This is a genomic window from Microbulbifer maximicatervae (SeqCode), assembly GCF_052467615.1.
Window position 1 is genome coordinate 3,653,622 of record NZ_CP174319.1, and the last position, 18,253, is coordinate 3,671,874.

Here is an 18,253-nt window from a genome sequence, read left to right on the forward strand (position 1 = left end):
TCCCTATGCCGTTTCTTATTCTATCCATCCTTATTCAGGCAGCTTTTGTAATTCACGTGCTCAAAACCGGGCGCAACACCACTTGGATTTGGGTTCTGGTGATGCTGCCCATGGCCGGAGTTATTGCTTACCTGGTCCTGGAAATCCTGCCGGAAGTAAACCAATCACGCAGTGCCAAAAATGCGCGCAGGACGGTGCGGGAAACTCTAAATCCCAATCGGGATATCCATCAGGCTGCGCAAGAATTGTCCCGCTCCAATAATGTGGAAAACTCTATGCGCATGGCCGATGAATGCGTGAAGCGTGGCCTTTATCATGAAGCAAAAACTCTCTATGAAAAGTGCCTCCAGGGGGTTCATCAGGATGACCCTGAGCTGATGTTTGGGTTGGCACGCTGTCAGTTTGCTCTCAATCTGTTTGAACTAACCAAGGAAACACTGGACCAATTAATCGAAAAAAACCCCGATTTTAAAAATCAGGATGCTCACTTACTTTACGCTCGTACACTAGCGGCATTGAAGCAAGTAAAAGAGGCCTACCACGAGTATGAAACGTTGTACCAATACTACAGCGGACCAGAAGCGACTTTTTACTTTGCCTTATTCTTAAAAGATCAATCCCAGGCGGAAAAGGCCAATGTCTTGTTCAATGAAATCCTTGATAAATCCAAAACACTGGGCAAGCACTACAAAGCGACTCATAAGCAGCTGTTAAAGCAGGCAAAACTGGAAGTATCCTGAACCAATCACAACATTCGGCTCAATGGAAAAAAAGGCTCCCAATATGATTTTGGCGGTAGATGTAGATTACCGGGACCCCGGAGCAATGGTAGCCGGGGTCGGCTTTGAGAATTGGTCAGCTCCTGAGCCCGAGCAACTCTATCTCAGTAAAATAGAGAGTACCTTGGCCTATGAGCCCGGTGCTTTCTACAAGCGAGAACTCCCCTGTATCCTCACCCTAATCGAGGAGCACAAGATAGAAGCAGAACTGATTATTATCGATGGTTATGTATTTCTCGGAGGGGAACAAAAACCGGGTCTGGGTGCCCATCTCTACTCTGCTCTCCAGCAGGAAGTTCCCATCATCGGTGTCGCCAAGAAACCGTTTAAGGACACCCCTTTAGAGGCGGAGCTGCTGCGGGGAAAAAGTATAAAACCGCTGTATATCAGCAGCCTCGGTCTCCCTTTGCCGGAAGCCAAAAATTTGATGAAAAAGATGCATGGAGACCACCGTATCCCCACTTTATTGAAACGCGTGGACCGCGAGTGTCGAAAGTCCCCACGATAATTCCCGAGAGAATGAAAGGCAGTTATCGCCGCCATTTCCCAGTCACATCCCTGGGACTTTCTTCCTACATTTTCAATACTTATTTCTCATATCCTACCCCTTCGATGCCAGCAATAATTTTTCTATTCGGCGGGAAATAGCTACTGAAAGTAAAAGCTACCTGGCATCCGTTTATCCCCTAGGGATAATTTGGCGCTTAGATAGACGGCTAGAAGTAGCTAAGATCCCATACTGATGTATTCGGCTCGTAGTTTTTGATGTCTACTTGTGAAGTGCGAGTGGACGATATTCATTAGCAGCCCCGAATGGGCTCCTTGGAAGTTTTGTAGTAAAGGAGTTACTCATGAAGTTATGCGCCAGTATTGCAACACTCGCACTGGTTGCCTTTAGCGGCAATGCGCTGGGCACCAACTCTACTGACTTGGAACAAATCGGTTCAGGTAACTCAGTAAATTCCGATCAAACTGAAGCGGGTTTCGGCAATACTATTATCAAACGCCAAATAGGTGATACTAATACCGCTACCGCCACTCAAAGTGGCGCTGTTATTAACAGTAGTATTCAGAGCTCCCAGATCGGCAGTCAAAACGAGACCACGATATCTCAATCCGGTGGTGCTTCTCTAAGCGCAACCAATACACAAATCGGATCGCAAAATACTTCCGAGATCACCCAAGAACTCTCTCTCGACAGCCAGGTATCTATTCTGCAACTCGGTACCTCCAACGCTTCCACTATCGAACAGCGCTTTGGCAGCGGTAATACCATTACCAATATCCAGGACGGAGACAGTCACTTTTTTATTGGTCGCCAGGAAGCCAGTGCTAACGGCAGCATTTTTGTATTCCAGGACGGCGAAAGGCAAAGTGCCGTGGTAGAGGAAACCGCAGGCAATATAGGCAGTTCCGTTTTAATCTTCCAGTTTGATCGGGACGACTTTGCCACCGCCAGCTTGGTTGCCACAATCGATGGCACCTTGGACATACTGCAGGATGGCAGCGATATCTATGGCGGGCTCGCACAATTTGCCAGTGTCAGCAGCAGTATGACCTTACGGCAAACAAACAATCGCCACTTCGCCTTTGCAACCCAAGTAGACAGTCTGTCCAATGACCTTCTGATTATCCAAAGGCTCGGCGATGCCAATATCACCTCGATTACCCAAACCGGTGCCTTTAATACCCTTGAGTTGCGCCAAAATGGTGGGGGCAACAACGCGGCTTTAGAACAATCCGCATTGAGTAGCAGTATCGATATACGCCAGACCGGTACCACCAACCAGATTACGGGTTCCCAGCTGGGTGCCGAATTCAACTCCATGAACAGCGAACAGTTCCTGATTGATAATGTGGTTGTTATTAATCAAGGCGGCTTACTGATCAGCGCGACCAATGAACAAACCGGGTTGCAGAATGTTGCCAATATCGAGCAGGCTGGAACAGAGGTAGATATATTCACCCGTCAATTGGGTTTCGATAACCGGGCAACGTTCGAACAGGCTGGTGAGTCTCTTTCAATAAGCTCCCGACAATTTGGCGATAGTAATAACATCACCATCACCCAGAGCGGTGACTCCAACTCAGCCTTTAGCCTGCAAATTGGTAACAATCACACCAAGGAAATTACTCAGACGGGTTCTAATGGCCGCGCTTTTAACTTCCAGATCGGCGGCGAGAGTAATACCGGCGTAATCATCCAATAATTTCAGCCAAAATTCAGAAGCCCCCGGTAATACACTGCGGGGCTTTCGATTGCGAAATCTACAGGAAAAAGAAGAAGGGAAAAGTCGCTGTGCAGCCCCGCGAGAGCGGGGAACAACTAGGATGCACTCCGACAACTTCTCCATCGTCGGTTTATCCCCGAGCATTCAGGGAACACCTTGCGCAAAGCACTAAGGCTATGCCTTATCCGGTTTACCCCTGTACAAACAGGGAACAGTCGCGCAAAAGGAGCGCGATCATAGCACACCCCCATTGCATCCCCGAGCTTTCGGGGAAACATTTTCAGAACTAATGTCCGTGCGCTATCGGCTACGGTCCAGCCCCGCCCAGCGGGGGAACAAACTCAGGTGTCGGCACAACCCAACCCCACACTCGGTTTACCCCCGCAGCAGCGGGGAATAGCCCGAATCATTACCGTGCAGCTTTGACGATTTTCCACGGTTTAACCCCGCCTGGGCGGGGAACAGCCTCAGTTAAGATCGCCTTATTGCGCAATTACCGGTGCAACTCCGCTTAAGCGGAGAACCTATTCGGAAAGGAGTGTATAACAGGATACCCTCCGGTTTAGCCCCGTATATGCGGGGAACAGTATGACGCTGGTTTGACCATCATCTCACCGGTCGATTTATCTCCGCTGATGCGGGGAACTCTCTAAATATGCCTATTTGCTATCCTCTAAAGTCTCAGTATCGTTGCCGATATTTTTGAATCCCAGCCCTCGCTCTCAAACACTTCCAGTTGTATAACAACTCTATTTATCCCAATCAGATTCGGCGGATTAACATCAATCCACAACCAAATGCTTTGGCCGGCCCCATACCCGCAAAAATATTTTTTATAAATAATTCGGGTTCAGTAACCAAAAGCTCTCCCCGGTAATCCACAGAACTGAAACCAGCACCGCGCTGCTTTTTATGTAACAAATTCCAACGATACCCATTGCAGTGAAGCTTTGGTGGGTAAATATCAAATCCGAGGCGCGTCCCCCGGTGAATTAACCAGCTGCGGGCGGCAGTTTGGCTGACATCCTGTAACCGGGTTTCAATCTGCCCCTGGTCAAACTGCTCCGGCTTTTCCTGCACCAAGCTCTGCTTCAGCTGCCCTTTGCCACCTTCAACAGGTAAACCATGCAATTCGCACTGCTCCCTCAACCAATGGTATTGGGCATCCATCAGCACATCGTGCCGCTTGCCGCGCTTTTGCCCTTCAGTTTTACGAGCAACTGTAGGGTTCGCCCGCAGGCGGAAGGCCAGCCGATCGCCGGGGTTTAAACGGGGCTCGAAGATTTTTGTCTCTACCAAAAATATCGGATTGTCCTGCGCAGGCCGGACTTTAGACAGCAGGTAATACACCGGTAGATTGCGTTTGCTAAGCAGCTGTTCCCGCGAGGATTCCTCACGAAATAAAAAACGCTCATCACCATCAAAAAGATCCCACAAGATTTGATGAATACCGTAGCTGTTTTCGCTGAGCAACCGTGCCAGCTGCTTCTGCACCGCCAGCGAGGGAGATAGTTGAACTCTGGATAAATACATAGCCGCTCCCTTATGACTGCCAGAGATTTTCAATACGCGGCTGGAACTGCCAGCGCTTGCGAGATAGGGGCTGATCGAGACGGCTAAGCCGCTGTACAGATCCTGCTGAAAACACTCCATCTTCCGCAGAGAAATCATCCAAGCTACCCTCCCAGTAGTAACGACAACTCTCTTCAGTGGGCAACCAGCGCTCCTGCCGGGCCCATTCCGGTTGGTAATCCAGCAACTCCGGGGATTCATAATGATCCAGGGCGCTGCGGAAATTATCCGCACCGATCACCCGTGCGGCAGTGGGGGCTGAAAGGGGAAATGCTTTTCGCCCCAGATAGAGGTGATACTTTGGCCGGGCCAGGGCTTCACACAGCTCCGCCAGAGACCAGTTAGCCTCTTCACAGGATCTCAGGGCCACTATCGCCTGCGCATCCACCAGATACTCCCTGCGGGATAACAGGGTTCCCAGACGCGCTTTCCCTACAACCAGCTCATCCCGGCGCGTATGGTAGCGGCGCTTGCCAGCGGAATCTGGGACCTGCACCGTGTGGAAATCCTTTAGCAAAGTACCGACATTCAGCACCTTCACCGCCTGGCGATATTGCCGGGCCAGGCTCTGGTGTAAGTCCTCTCGCTCCCGGGGTATCCCCAGTGCCGCACCAAATAGCCCCGCAATAGCGGATTTACCCGGGTAGTGTGCACTGTGGCGGGATTCCCCCACAGCCACTTCCCCCCAGGAAGCCATGGCACCGTAAAGACGAAATACTAGGTATTCCATAGCGCCACCTATTCGCTGACAAAGGCCAAAAGTTCCTCGATATTACCTTCGCCAGTTACGGCATTGAGAACGTAGCGACTATCGGCACAATCCCCGTACACCTTATCGAAACTCTGCAATTGCTTTTGCAGTGCATCAATAGCGTCATGAGCGTAATCCTCGCTATAGCGATCAACCGGCTTCAGGTAGGCCGCAGAGAGAGAGCGCGGTTGCTGGTCACCGGCTTCGGCCACGACATAAGAGGCATAGGCACGGCTGGCATAGCTGTTTTGTTTACCGCTGGGAGAAACTTTAAGGATTGTCTCAGTTAGCGCAGCTACAGCTCGATCGGCCAGGGGTTTATCCCCGCCCAGGTTTTCAATTAGCAGCTCTTTGTTAATGCAGATATAGGAATAAAATAGTCCCGCAGCAAAACCCGCCTCCCCCAAGTGAGCGGCACCGGCATCCTCGCTGCGATCATTCAAATCGTCTACCGCAGTAAAGTAATCATCTTCAATCACTACAGAGTGAGCCGAGAGTGCATGAGCCACCTGGCACGCCGCTTCCACGTTATAGGTGGGCTTGGAAGCGAGCATACGGCCAAACAAGGCGATATCCACCGCCATGTTTTCCTTGCGCAATAAATCCAACTCTGTCTTCTCCGGCTCCCTCCCCTCTTCTGCCAAGGTTTTCAGTAGTGCATTGATCCCATTTTGCTCAGCACTACTCAGGTGAACTAACTGCTCGATTTCCAAATCGGCCAGAGGGTTATCTTTTTCCGGCTTTTTTAACTTACCGAATTGCTCGGCAATTTTCTGTGCCCACAATTTGGCCTTTTTCTCAGAGACGCCCAGTTCCAATAAAATCTCATAGGCCAGTACCCCCTGACGCTTGGTTCTGGTGCCAATTAGGCTATCCCCCTGCTCCGTTGCCAATACCTGCTGAAACAACTCTGACGTTCGCCAGTGACGCTTAAGGCTCTGGGAAGAGATTCGCAGGCGATCACAACCTCCCATCTTCGCTGTTTTTGGCCGCCCCAAGTCATCCCGGTTCAGGTTCGCAGGGGGATAGGCGGTCAATACATGCAATTGAATAAAGCGGCTCATAAATCTCTCCTTGTTGCGACCGTCAGGCCATCACATTACTTCGATTCATTTCTCAAGTATCTGATCAACAGTCACTGTCAATCGGTCTGGCTTTGCTCTGTGCTTAGTGTTGTTATGGGAATAGCATTTAAAATATTTTTAGGCCCCTAAGACCCCTTTAATTTGTAATTCTCTAAATACTTCTCAGTCTGGTAATACGGCGTAGTAATCAGTTGCCCAACGCACAGCCAGGCGTTCCTGTGGATGCCGTGCTGGAATCGTGCGCATCTCTCTTTGCCAGTGCAGCAAATCATTGGCAAGAGAAGCTATATTTGCTCTGCCATCCAGCAGGGCCAGGGCCCGTACTATGCGGCGGTAAAACTCAGCCGTATCGCGACTTTTTTGCAACTGAAAAAAACGTAGCTCACTTAAAGGGGGGCGCCCGCCTCTCTCCCGGGGCATAGCCAGGGACCGGGCAAAACTGACATCCATAGCCTCGCTGCTATCAACATCAATTGTTTTGCTGGTGTTATCAGTTTTTACGTGTGCAATTACGGTGGCTACCAGAGCCGCATCTTCGATACGAATTTGCTCATCTTTCTGCCAGCGCTCAGGCATATCCTTTAAAAAACGGATAAAGGCGGGAGTAGGCATTACATCCATAGGCTCTACCGCACGGCGCAAACGCGCTCGGTCGGCCCGGCCAGCTCTGTCATTGAGCCAGCGGTGCCACTCGCGCAGTCGGCTCACATCTGTATCGCTAAGATATTGATATCCGGCCATCACAATTCCTCCTGTTGTTGCTCAACTTTGGCTGTATTATCCAGAGTCTTTAAACTTGCCAGGCTGGCGAGCTTACTCCTTAAAAGACGTCGCGCCCGAGTCACTCGCTGCAATTTCAGGTCTTCCGCAGAGCCCTCCATTGACCAATGGTCAAACTGCGCTAAAGCCGTTTTTCTCAGTGTGTGTGCCCAGGCAATAGCCACCGGTGCAGGTGTAAATAGGGATTTCTTGGATTCGAGGGATAACTGCTTGAGCGAGTGATAAAACTGGCTTTCCGTCGCCTGCCAAAACGCCTGATCGACAAATGAAAAATCCCCTTTAGCCTCATTAGGGTTATTAAACCAGGCAGCCTTTACCCTAAATCGCAGCTCTTTCAAAGTATCTTTTGCAGCCGTTAAAAGCTGCCCTGCCAGCTGAATAAATAGCGACCGGTACTCGGGGGAAATAGGCAGTACTGGCATTTCCTGTTCATACCAGCAACGCGCTTTCATATTGTCCATGTCATAGCCAAATCCCCACAGGCGCACATCGACATTCGAATCCAGTTCTTCGAGAATTTCCGCATATTCCTCATGGAACAAGCGCACCGCCCGGCTCGCTTCATCGCCATTTGAATGGTCATTCCACATAAGCCCCAACCAATGCCGATAACCGAGACCACTCTGTTGACCTTTCAAACTCAAGGGTGGGGCTTTTTTCTTGGAATCACGTCGATAGGGCGTCAGGGGATGAATCCAGGGACCCTCGTAATTAATGCCATAATTCTTAGTGGTATATTCCCGAATTAATTGACTCGTCTGCTCTCCACAAAGATCGCAGTAACCCTTGCCTTCTCTTGGGCTATAGAGACGTATCCTGCGCGGCATACCCCAGTACATTTGCAGGGGATGGGTATCATTGGGAGACGTAGAGGAACCTTGTTTGTCAGAGAGGCGAGTGGGAGCGAGCCAGGGGAAGATACAACTATCAGAGCTTTCAGACCTCGCCCCAAACTCCTCTCGTGGCAAGATATTGAGCCACAATTTCTGCCAAAGGTTGGCATCTTCTGCCTCTGGCATTATCAATGTGGTCAAAGGGCCACCACCACGCAAACTGGTTCTATGCCCCACGCCTCCGGAGGGGGCGTTAATTTGCAACGTAAATAACGCAATAGCGGCACAGCTGGGACATACACCCTGCACCCTACCGCCCTTAATAAATAAATCCTGATTATCTCTACAGGTTTTACTGCCCGGCGCCTCAATCAGTAGGGCGGCAATCGACTTTGATTCCCCCACACTCAATTCCAAGTCCTGCATAAATGCAGGCCCGGACTCTTGAAACAATTCAAAATTGGGAGCGTAGCTTTGCAGCCGTGATTTCAGTGTTTCCTCAGTAGGCGCCTTTTTCCAGTAGACTCCCCAATAATCGACACTTTCAGGTGCAAAAGCTGTTTGCAACAGGCCAATTAAAAACTGGAACAGCGCCCCGCGAAAATCCGGTCGTACCGTGCAAATATCTACGACAGGATTATCCACCTCGACAATTTGCCAAGGAGCAATTCTTTCCTGCATACCGCATCGCCGGATAATTGGCAGCCAGGAATCTTCAACCAAATTCACCACGATCCTCCCTGATCCAGTCTCCGCCCTCTTACTCTGCTATAGCCATGCTTTTTTCAAGAGCTAGAGGGAACAGTTACACTCAGAGCAGTGCGAGCGCCTCTGCCTCATTTATTGAGTGCTCAATCTCTCAGCGTCACTGCCGGGACACTAATTCCGTTACCTTATGCCACTCTGACTGGGGAAAAATGATCTGGCTCAAGTCTGGGCATCTTTCTCACTTTCCGCACCGGAAATCAGGGTAGCGCCTACTACCTCACACAAAGAAAAGTGCTCAGTTATCGCATAGACCACACACAAGATAAGGGTATTAATCCCATTCGCCTCTCTATATGAGAATATTCCTGTACAGACAATTCCCCCACCCCTTAGCCTGCATCAGCTATTGATATCAATTGTCAATCAACAGATACAAAAAAGCCCCTTGATGGGGCTCAAAACTAGCGACAGATTCTATTGTGAAGGAAATTTAACGAATCGGTATCCAGCTCAATACTAAGTTCATCACTTTTAACCGGCCGGTAGCTATCGGCACTGAATCGCCACTACTAAGCCGTTCAACCCTTACCGACTTCAGATAAAAGAAAAGACTTTATTAACTGCTTCTGACTCTGCTACAGAGCTGACATCATTTCTATTAGGTGTGCGGTGATCCACTACTTTTGATTGTATGGATATACTAGATTGGAGTTCGGCTGTGAAAGTGCCAGCAATTATTACCGACACTTTCATACTATTAACTAGAAAATTTCGTAGGTGAAAACTTTTAAATTTACATCTTCAATAGCCTCTAAATCACCCTGAATATCAACTGTCAAGGTATCGCACATATCCGCGGCAATTGAACCATTATCTATCGTTAAGACTACTTCATTGCGAAAATCTGAAATGGGCACATTCGTATAAATATTTTTATCATCCCTATCAACCCCTATTGCAGTTTGAGTACCATCTTTGGCAACACAACTTGCCGTGATCGAAACATCATACACATAGTCAAAAATTCTAGGATGATTTCTAGTGTAGCAACGCTCGCCCCTATGGGAATAACGACAAACAACATCTGGCCTCAACCGTCCAAATCCAGATACAATCGCAGTAATATCGAAACTGATTTCTTGCGCACTATCACCCAAGATATCAATCTCAGCAATTCGCCGAGTATCCGAAGTATAAGAGTACTCAGTAACATTGTGCTTAACGCCGCTAATAAAAGTCATTTCTGCAAAAGACTGACTCGCTAACAACAAGGCAAACACCGGCAACACAGACTTCAAAAACTTCATTTTTCATCCTTAAAAAAATAATCGAGCAGGCAGTATAAATACCCAAATATTAACTAGCAAGAAGATCCAAACAAAAAATTAAAATTATAAATACTTCAGCAATTACAGCAAAAAAACCTATATATTCAGGCTGCATTCACACTCAATGTGCCTTACAGTAACCTCAGAAAAAATATAAATCAAAATTTAAATTAACCGATTATTTAAATTATCTACTTATATTTTCCCGCTATAAAACGGCAAATCAAAACGCCCCACTAAAACAATAAGACTTGATTTCGGATAATAAGTGCAATTGGTAAGGGAAAGCTCAGCTGGGAGAGTCAGCACCCCTCCCAACCAAGAGAAAGGCACTGATGAACAACCTCCAACTGAGCAAGAAAGAACGACACAAGATTTACAGCTTGAAAAAGCCGGACATTCTCAAAAAGAAATAGTAAAACTATTAGAGAGGTATCCTTCGACGATCAGTCGAGATCTGCGACGCAATATAAGCATACTAGGATATTGCACAGGGCAAGCACATAAGTTCTCGGAGATAAGACTCCAGTAAGCGTATAAGGCATAGAAAGTGACTGATGAAGTGTGGCAAGAAATAAACATCCTAACCCGGAAAAAATTAACAATCTATTTAAAGAAACATACAGGTTTATCGCTACATCATGAGATGACCTACCAACCAATCTATTTAGATCTAGCAAATGGTGGAGACTTATACAAGCATCTTAGGATTTCATCAAAGCCCTATCGTAAGCGCCACAGTAAGACGAGGAAAGATCAAGAGTGAGCAAAGATGATCGACCAGCGGTTGCTGAACGGATGAATCGGATAGGTGTATGGAAAGGTGATACCGTTATAGGCAAGGAGCATGAGGGAGCTTTACTGACTATAGTTGAACGCAAGGCGTTATTTACTCTTATTGTCAGATTAACAGGCAAACGATTAGAGTTTTTGGATGAAGCAGCGGTTAGTCACATGGTGAACTTAAAAAATAAAATAAAAACAATTGCCTTCGATAATGGCCTTGAATTTTCTGGCTATGAAACTTCCGCAGAAGGCTTAGAGGCTGACATTTATTTTTCGCACCTATATTCATCTTGGGAAAGAGGGATTAATGAAAACACTACCAGCCTCATTCGACAGCATTTCCCAAAGGGTACCAACTTCAATATAGCAACAGACGAACAGGTTCAACTTGTAATGGATCACCTGAATAGCAGACCAAAAGCGAGCCAAGGTGGAAGGCCACCGAACGAATTTTTTTTGGGACTCCAAGATGATCTGCTTGTGGCATAAAAAGGCTGCACTTAATACTTGAAACCAAGATCTATAAAAAACGTTTTCATAAAGGGCCTAATAATAGATAGGCAGGTCGAGAACTTTAACCACATAAATTTTATTGGTGGAATAGTGAGGACAATTTAGTTAATGGCAAACAAAGCTGAGAGCTTTTAAGTAGAAAGTGACGTTAACGATAATATTGACACGCCGATTAAATAGTGTAGCCCTACTGGTAGTTCAATGTCGACTCAGAAGCTTGCCGGGAGTATACAATAAAAAATCATCCCTTTAATCACTAACACAGATACCCATACACATTTAAGAACCTTACCAATTCATTATTATCATCAATGGAAGCATAACTTTAAATCCATTTTTATACCAAAATGCTTTTCACCTCCACTCCATAAAACCTGAAATTCGTATGATTTCATGACTTATAGAATATCAAAAAATCCTCGGCACCCTAATTTTACCTTAATTCGGCGCATAAACTCCTTATAGACGTCGCGAGATACAGAAAAATATTAATGAACTAACTTCCTACTTCGAGAATAGTATTAGCTTTCGTATATACCTTTTGTATTCTTGTGAAAAATTGTAAAATGCTTCGATATTCGCTGGATACGAATAAGATATCAAGTTCTCTAATCAATTTATTTAATGAGGTTTTAGGAGTTTTGGGGGAGGCAGATTTATATAGCCCCAGGAATTATAATTTTTATCCAAAACTCATTACTTCAATCTACTGACTCTTCTATAAGGAAAGCCTTAAGATCTGTATCAGACAGCCCATCCACCCCAATTTGTCGGTTCGACATTTATATCCACTGTGATTTACACTCAAGTTTTGGCTTGACTGAAATACAGCTTCATAAAAAGCAAAATCATCAGGTTAGGTTTACTTCTGGAATTAATGGGCATCCTTACTCACTAGCATTAAGCCTCAATCTACCCCCAGCGCTTTAAAAACTGCATCGACCGGATCTGCATAGAAGCTAGTTTGAAACTTGGTAAACAGTTCTGCGGGAATTGTGGGGATATCTGCGGCACTGGTAATCGGTAGTGCAACACGCTTACCTCCTCCATCAAAAGCGACTTGCAGACTCTCCGCGATACTTTCGGCAGGAGTAACGCTCCCCCCCAGACTCATATCCCCTAGCACAACTAATTGGGCCTGAGCGGGTTTACCCATAATGCCGGATGCGAATGCCACCAAGCTCGGCAACGCCAGGGAAGCCAGTGGGCCGTTATTCTGGAGTTCAACGATATGTAGATGAAAGTCGTACTCCAGTACCTTAGCCGAGGCGGAGATCCGGGAGGCATTGGCCTTGAAGTAGTTGAAGGCAATTTTAACCTGCTCTTTCGCCGTATTGGAGTTCCACAGCCCTGAAGTCGCCAGCTTGCCACTGCCCTTGGTAACCTGTAACTCCAAGCGATAGAGTCCCGGAACACCCTTATTACTAATGCCAATGGTATGGATAAAGCCCGGTTTCCCAGGACCCTCGGCAATCAAAGCGCCGCCGCCCTGCTCTTTTACGGAGACAAAGTGCTCTTCCAGGGATTCAGCATCGATATAGCTAAAGTGCACATCATAGAACTCCATTCCACCGATTTTCTTTAGCTGCTCTTTCACTCGCCGACGCACCTGCAAAGCGTACTCCAGACACTGACGAACGGCTTCTTTATCGAACTGGCCATGAGGATATAACAGCTTAAGCAGGCCCGAGACGGTTTTGCGTACAGCAATAGTGTCCCGCTGGTTTAGGTTACTGCCGAGTTTGAAGTACTTATCGATAGCGTCGGCAAAGCTGCGTTTACGCATTTCGCGAAAGAACTCCGCCAGGTAATCGACAATTAAACCGTAGCGGTTGGTGAAAAACTCCGGGCGCATTTTGGGAATTTCCCAACCTGGAATATAGGCGTGAAAACGATCGAAGAAGGCGGAGTCGATCATCGGCTCTGGAAAGGGCGCCAATAGATGGCTCGTTTTGACCAGGGACTCGACAGACTGGTTGATATTGCCCACGAAGACCATGGAAGCAGAGGCCTCCATCTGTTCACGACCACGGGCAAATGAACCCGAGGCCATGTAGTCTTTCATAATCTGAACACCGTCTTTATCTTTGAAATTAATGCCGGCTACTTCGTCGAATGCGACTAAGTCCCATAAGCCCACCAAGCCAATACGGCGCGAGCTCATGTTGTAAAACAAATTGGCAACGGTTGTTTGCCCCCCGGACACCAAAATACTGTTTGGCGAGCACTCTTTATAAATATGGCTCTTACCGGTACCCCGGGGCCCGAGTTCACACACGTTGTAGTTGTTCTCTACAAACGGGATCATCCGCGCTAGCAGGTGCCACTGCACCGAATCATCCAGGTTAGAGGGCTCCATGCCAATAGAGCGAATTAATGTTTCTCGCCAATCCTGCACACTCAGAGCCTGCCGGCCCGCGTACAACTCATCCATATGCATGTGCGGCATCTGGATGGGTTTGAGCACCGTTACTCCAAATGGTGAACCTTTTTGCCCCTCCTCGTGGTAGTAGCTCAGGGTAGCAATAACCCAGATTCCACCAACGAGGAGTTTTTCATTATCCTTAACGATACCGGCAGAAATCTCCGCATCCTTGATCCCCAGATTACTAAAGGTCGCCTCATAGACATCTTTGCGCTCGTTCAAGCGCACACTGACACGGTCAATAACTTTGTAACTTCCGCGCTCACGTACCAGGGATTTCACCTTCTCGGCTTCATCCGGGCGTACATAATTTTCAGCCAATACGGTTTTGACGTTATTTAGACCCTTTTCAATCACTTCCGGGTCATCCGAGGCGCAGTACATACCCAGTAGATATTCCAGCACGTATACGGGAACGTTGGCACCCTCTTTGATCAGCTTGGTTAAATCTTTGCGTACTACACGGCCGGCAAAGTGTTCATTCAAAAGCTGGTCTAGATCCCTGTTAACTTCACTGTTCATTGCGTCTTCTATTTATTAATCGTTTTGCAAGCAGCCCATTAATACGGCAGCTCAGAAAAAATCATCGGTGATCGCAAGGTCAATCACTACCCGGTAGCGCGCAATCTCTGTGCCTAAATCCTTATCTCGCAGCAGCAGGAAATACTCCTTTTTGCGGTCAAAGTCAGTACCTGAGAGAGATAGGCGAACTTTCTTTATAAGATGTGAAACCTCTGTGGAAGCGCTGTCAAATGTCACGGTCTCTTCACTAGATACCAAAACCTCACCCTCATAAATACCCACGGCGATGGTGACTGGCAACACCTGCTCGCTGACCTGCTCTGTCTGCATCAGGTCAAACGATTGAATGTTGTTCACCATTTTCAGGCTGGGTTTGGGCGAGATCACTGACACTTTGCGTTTGGTGCGACGCTCTGCTTTATCACCGCGCAATTGCTGCACCGTGAGTACTGGTACCACAATTTCCTGGGGCATGGCTCCGCCGTGTACAAAGCGGGCACCACCGACAAAGTGAAAACGATTTGCGCCCTTTGGTATCCAGAAATGGGTATCCGACTGGGTACCCGCTGTATTTCGGCTGGAACCACACCAGGCCGCGCCAGTGGTCGGCATATTGTGGCCAATAACGTAGCGTTTCTTGCTCTTTAATGTGTTATTCGGCTTTTCAGCCAAGGATGTCCGATCAGCGGCTTCCAATTGACTGTGTTGGAATAAAAAACCATGGTCCGCCGTAATGAGTACCGTACTCGTATTGAGCGCCATCATGATCTTGCGGGTAAGCTCTGTCAGCTCCTCAATGGCGTGCTCCACCGCATTGAAAGTCTCCAATTCGGTGGAGACGCTATCACCCCGGGCATCGACCACATTGTGGTATACGTAGACCAACTGTTGGTTCTTTAATGCCTCGCGGCCTTCGTCTCGGGTCCACCGTTGTACCGTCTCCGCCTGCACCGCCATACCGCTGTAAGCGCTGAGAATCTTGTTGCGGGCTTCGGTGCCCTTGCTGGATTTGCCATCCACAAAGACATCGTCACCGCTGTCCTCGCGGTATTCCAAAGTTTGATGGGGCAACAGGGAGGCCATTCCCAGCGTGGTATAGCTCGGCAATACGCCTAACTGGCTGGCTAGCGTCGCTTCGCTATAGCGTTTTTTATTGATGCGCTCCCGCAACTCCACAGCGGCCTCGTACCTAAAGGCATCGCTGATGATAACCACCAAACGGCGCTTGGGTGCTTTATCAAACTGGCTGCGCACCCAGTGCTGATAAAAGTTATGTTGATTGGGCACGCCTGAAATCTGCCAGTGTGCCAACTTATCCTCAGTCTCCAGCAACTCTCCCCAGTTCCGCGTCAATTGGCCCATAAACCAGTTGGCATAACACTGCTCTATTTCGGTATCCAACGGTCTGAGAAGCTCCACTTGCGCACTGTGAGAGGCCGCCCAGTAGTGGCGGTAGGCGCTGTCGAAGCGGTATAGCTCAGATTCATAGGCCTTATAGAGCGCCTCTGCTGAAGAGAAATGGAAACCGCTGTGATACGCGTAGCGCAGCTCAAACAGCTCAATAGCCGCAGTCAAGGCTGTGTACACCCTGCGGAACTTGCGCCGCAAGGGGTCATCTTTATGGCGCGAAGCCCAGTAGCCATCGAGCCGCTCCGAGATCACCCGCTGGAAGTGCTTCAGATCCGCAGGCTGCGCCTCTGGAATATGCTCAGCCAGGTCGGCGATGATTCTCAACTCGGCTTGTCGGAAAGTGGCTACATTGACCAGCGTATCCATAGGTAGATTCTGGATACGCTGTTCTAAATTGAGTGCGGTCGCAACCCAATCCGCAATAACATCGTAAGCCCCGTAGTAGCGGGAACTGTCTCTCCAGCGGGAAAGCAAAGTGCGCGCAGTGGCGCGGGCGTCGGCACTGGAAATCACTAAAGAGCGAGCCCAGTCAGGCACCTCTGAGATACTTTCGCAGAAACCGGTGGCCAGTAACCGCAGCAGACACTGGCCAAGTTTGAACGGCTCCTCACCCTTCAGTTCTTCTGGGGTGGCCGGGTATCCCACTTCCGCCTGCAATGCCTCTACCAGTGACGGCACCAGGGCGTACTTCTCCAGCGCGTCCATCGAAGCGGGATTTTCTTCCAAGCCGCGCTGTTTATCGGTGAGCTCAGCGCCCAAGGTAAACAGAACAGAGGCAATATCGGCACTCTCGGCAGCAGTCACCACCGCAATCATGGCAAGATCCAGTGCCGCTTCATCCATATCCGGCGATACAAACCGTTTGAGCCCCGCCAGACGCTCTTTGCTGCTAAGAAACTTTTCGCGCTTGGCCAGGTGTGCACGCAGGGATTGCCGATGCAGCCCCAGATCGTTAAAGAGGATGGAGATTCGATCGGCATGGAAGCACCGGGCATAGAGCTTAATATCCAGTAACCAATCGTCTTGTGCGACGGGCTCTGCATAAGGGAAATACAGCAGATATTTTCCGGCACTATCCTCAAGCTCCAGGCGCAATTTAACCGCGAGTGAAGACTCGGCCGACATATTGAGTGTTGTTACCTCCGCTAGAGAGATATCGGCTAGCACCTCAGTAAAACTTTGCTCAGGATCGTACCAAAATACAATGCGGTGGTTTTCCTGGAAAAAAGCCTGCTCTAAGCCTTGCTGTAACTGCTGTATATTCATGCCGCCTCCGGTTTCTTTCCGGTAATCGCTTTAACCTCTGCCAACAAATCGCCGAACTTGCCATAGTTCACTTTTACCCCATCATCCAAATCCAGTGGAATGCGCTGATCCGCGAAGTGGCGAAGTTTTTCATCGAACTGGGCTAGTTCCACCTGTTGTTTGTGCAGCTTGGCGATTTCTTTTTCCAGGCGCTTGGTTTCCGCCGCTGAGCTGCTGGCCGTCTTGTCCTGCTCCAGTTTTTGCTCATAGGTACTCATTTTTGCGGTTAAAGGAATCACATATTCCGTGCGCATACGCGCCAGTGTGCCTTCGTTATAGCGGTGTAAATAGACCAGGCATTCAAAGGCCTTTTGCTTGCCAGAGCTGAACAACCAATAAATGGGGCGCTTTTTATAGGTTTGCAGGTGATCTTTGAAAAACTTAGCGCTGATATAGCGGCGCAGGGTGTCGCGGCTGGACTCGTTCTTTTTGGGCGAGAGGTTGTCGGCCAAAAAGGCCAGGTTTTGCTCCAGCTGTGCCGTATCCCACGCTTTGCCGATAAATTCGATCACGCGATTACAGGCGTCGTCTGCAAACCACTCGATATCCGTGAGCGGGATAATGCCATCTTCGTCGGCGGGAAAGCTGGGGTACTGACTGGAATCAAAGCCCTCGTTGGCGCTGTGGGCATAAATCAGACCGGGCCGATCTAATGAATAGCGCCCCATTATGCAGCCGATGGCGTAGGAGACCAGCTCCTGCAGGGTGTCTTGGCGGAAGCGGGTCCACTGCTCCTCGGCCGTCAGCTTGCCGCCGTAGCGGTAGGCGGGATTTACCGTGAGGGTAATCTGCTCGATAGGGACGTCAGGAGTGAGCTCGTCGGCCAGGCCGTAGGCGTCGATAAAAAGGCGGTTATTCTCCTCCTCTAAGCGCTGCATTTCGGCGATGGTGGCGCGGTTTTGGGTGATCCAGGCGGTGTAACTGGATTCCAGGGTAGGCCTAGTATCGGAACAGGCCGTTAGAAGGGGGAGGGATTGGAAGTCCCAGGAGCGTTCGTAGGCGTCCCAGTCGATACGAGTGAGCCCTTTCGCTTCGACTACCCGCTCGACAACAGTAACCGTATTACTTGACTCCACGTAAGGGAGTTTCTTGGTCGTTCCGCACTTGTAATTCAACGTCGGCATTAGCATATTCGCCATAAGCTGGAACGGCTTAGAGTTCATCACCCCAAGAACCTTATCGATTCTAGGGGCTACGACAGCCATGCCCTTCCCATCGAACAAAA

The 18,253-nt window shown here is 48.7% G+C and carries 12 protein-coding genes and 1 pseudogene; 4 read left to right on the forward strand and 9 right to left on the reverse strand.

All coding sequences use genetic code 11. From position 1 onward, the window contains the following. The first annotated feature begins 5 nt into the window (after positions 1-5). The 3 genes from ACJJIM_RS16190 (at position 6) to ACJJIM_RS16200 (ending at position 2,989) form a co-directional block, all read left to right on the forward strand. Positions 6-740: a tetratricopeptide repeat protein gene (locus ACJJIM_RS16190; RefSeq protein ID WP_444911462.1), complete on the forward strand. Its 735-nt coding sequence runs from the start codon at positions 6-8 to the stop codon at positions 738-740. Positions 741-783: 43 nt separating this feature from the next. Further along, positions 784-1,287 carry an endonuclease V gene (locus ACJJIM_RS16195; RefSeq protein WP_444911463.1) on the forward strand — a complete coding sequence of 168 codons (504 nt, stop codon included), beginning with the start codon at positions 784-786 and terminating at the stop codon, positions 1,285-1,287. Between the two features lie 343 nt (positions 1,288-1,630). Continuing rightward, a complete protein-coding gene (locus ACJJIM_RS16200) occupies positions 1,631-2,989 on the forward strand; it encodes a hypothetical protein (protein WP_444911464.1) in 1,359 nt (452 codons plus the stop codon). A gap of 783 nt (positions 2,990-3,772) precedes the next feature. On the opposite strand, the gene cas6e is transcribed toward ACJJIM_RS16200, so the two are convergent. From cas6e to ACJJIM_RS16230, 6 genes are all read right to left on the reverse strand, one after another. Then, positions 3,773-4,543, reverse strand: coding sequence for a type I-E CRISPR-associated protein Cas6/Cse3/CasE (cas6e, locus tag ACJJIM_RS16205; protein ID WP_413663212.1), 771 nt, complete (start codon positions 4,541-4,543; stop codon positions 3,773-3,775). A 10-nt stretch (positions 4,544-4,553) separates the two neighbouring features. Beyond that, positions 4,554-5,312: a type I-E CRISPR-associated protein Cas5/CasD gene (gene cas5e / locus ACJJIM_RS16210; RefSeq protein ID WP_444911465.1), complete on the reverse strand. Its 759-nt coding sequence runs from the start codon at positions 5,310-5,312 to the stop codon at positions 4,554-4,556. Positions 5,313-5,320: 8 nt separating this feature from the next. Then, positions 5,321-6,397, reverse strand: coding sequence for a type I-E CRISPR-associated protein Cas7/Cse4/CasC (gene cas7e, locus ACJJIM_RS16215; protein WP_444911466.1), 1,077 nt, complete (start codon positions 6,395-6,397; stop codon positions 5,321-5,323). 183 nt (positions 6,398-6,580) lie between these two features. Continuing rightward, positions 6,581-7,159, reverse strand: coding sequence for a type I-E CRISPR-associated protein Cse2/CasB (casB, locus tag ACJJIM_RS16220; RefSeq protein ID WP_444911467.1), 579 nt, complete (start codon positions 7,157-7,159; stop codon positions 6,581-6,583). Beyond that, positions 7,159-8,760 (reverse strand): type I-E CRISPR-associated protein Cse1/CasA, encoded by a 1,602-nt coding sequence (gene casA / locus ACJJIM_RS16225; protein WP_444911468.1) that lies wholly within the window; start codon positions 8,758-8,760, stop codon positions 7,159-7,161. The genes casB and casA overlap by 1 nt, the downstream gene beginning before the upstream one ends. A gap of 740 nt (positions 8,761-9,500) precedes the next feature. Continuing rightward, complete coding sequence (locus ACJJIM_RS16230) at positions 9,501-10,046, reverse strand: hypothetical protein (RefSeq protein WP_444911469.1); 546 nt, start codon at positions 10,044-10,046, stop codon at positions 9,501-9,503. Positions 10,047-10,402: 356 nt separating this feature from the next. On the opposite strand from ACJJIM_RS16230, the pseudogene ACJJIM_RS16235 reads away from it, so the two are divergent. Continuing rightward, positions 10,403-11,342: pseudogene (locus ACJJIM_RS16235) on the forward strand (IS30 family transposase). Positions 11,343-12,273: 931 nt separating this feature from the next. Here the strand turns inward: ACJJIM_RS16235 and brxL are convergent. From brxL to ACJJIM_RS16250, 3 genes are read right to left on the reverse strand one after another with little or no spacing between them, the layout of a single operon-like run. Continuing rightward, the gene (brxL, locus tag ACJJIM_RS16240; protein WP_444911470.1) at positions 12,274-14,313 is read right to left on the reverse strand and encodes a protease Lon-related BREX system protein BrxL; all 2,040 of its coding nucleotides are present in this window, start codon (positions 14,311-14,313) and stop codon (positions 12,274-12,276) included. A 51-nt stretch (positions 14,314-14,364) separates the two neighbouring features. Further along, positions 14,365-16,989, reverse strand: a complete 2,625-nt coding sequence (gene pglZ / locus ACJJIM_RS16245; RefSeq protein WP_444911471.1) for a BREX-1 system phosphatase PglZ type A — start codon at positions 16,987-16,989, stop codon at positions 14,365-14,367. Further along, complete coding sequence (locus tag ACJJIM_RS16250; protein WP_444911472.1) at positions 16,986-18,233, reverse strand: hypothetical protein; 1,248 nt, start codon at positions 18,231-18,233, stop codon at positions 16,986-16,988. Before ACJJIM_RS16250 ends, pglZ begins: the two co-directional genes overlap by 4 nt. Positions 18,234-18,253: the final 20 nt, after the last annotated feature.

Bases quoted from the DNA above. Each gene is read 5' to 3' on its own strand.
- ACJJIM_RS16190 (WP_444911462.1), top strand. From the start codon at position 6: ATGCCGTTTCTTATTCTATCCATCCTTATTCAGGCAGCTTTTGTAATT.
- ACJJIM_RS16195 (WP_444911463.1), top strand. From the start codon at position 784: ATGATTTTGGCGGTAGATGTAGATTACCGGGACCCCGGAGCAATGGTA.
- ACJJIM_RS16200 (WP_444911464.1), top strand. From the start codon at position 1,631: ATGAAGTTATGCGCCAGTATTGCAACACTCGCACTGGTTGCCTTTAGC.
- cas6e (WP_413663212.1), bottom strand. From the start codon at position 4,543: ATGTATTTATCCAGAGTTCAACTATCTCCCTCGCTGGCGGTGCAGAAG.
- cas5e (WP_444911465.1), bottom strand. From the start codon at position 5,312: ATGGAATACCTAGTATTTCGTCTTTACGGTGCCATGGCTTCCTGGGGG.
- cas7e (WP_444911466.1), bottom strand. From the start codon at position 6,397: ATGAGCCGCTTTATTCAATTGCATGTATTGACCGCCTATCCCCCTGCG.
- casB (WP_444911467.1), bottom strand. From the start codon at position 7,159: ATGGCCGGATATCAATATCTTAGCGATACAGATGTGAGCCGACTGCGC.
- ACJJIM_RS16230 (WP_444911469.1), bottom strand. From the start codon at position 10,046: ATGAAGTTTTTGAAGTCTGTGTTGCCGGTGTTTGCCTTGTTGTTAGCG.
- brxL (WP_444911470.1), bottom strand. From the start codon at position 14,313: ATGAACAGTGAAGTTAACAGGGATCTAGACCAGCTTTTGAATGAACAC.
- pglZ (WP_444911471.1), bottom strand. From the start codon at position 16,989: ATGAATATACAGCAGTTACAGCAAGGCTTAGAGCAGGCTTTTTTCCAG.
- ACJJIM_RS16250 (WP_444911472.1), bottom strand. From the start codon at position 18,233: ATGGCTGTCGTAGCCCCTAGAATCGATAAGGTTCTTGGGGTGATGAAC.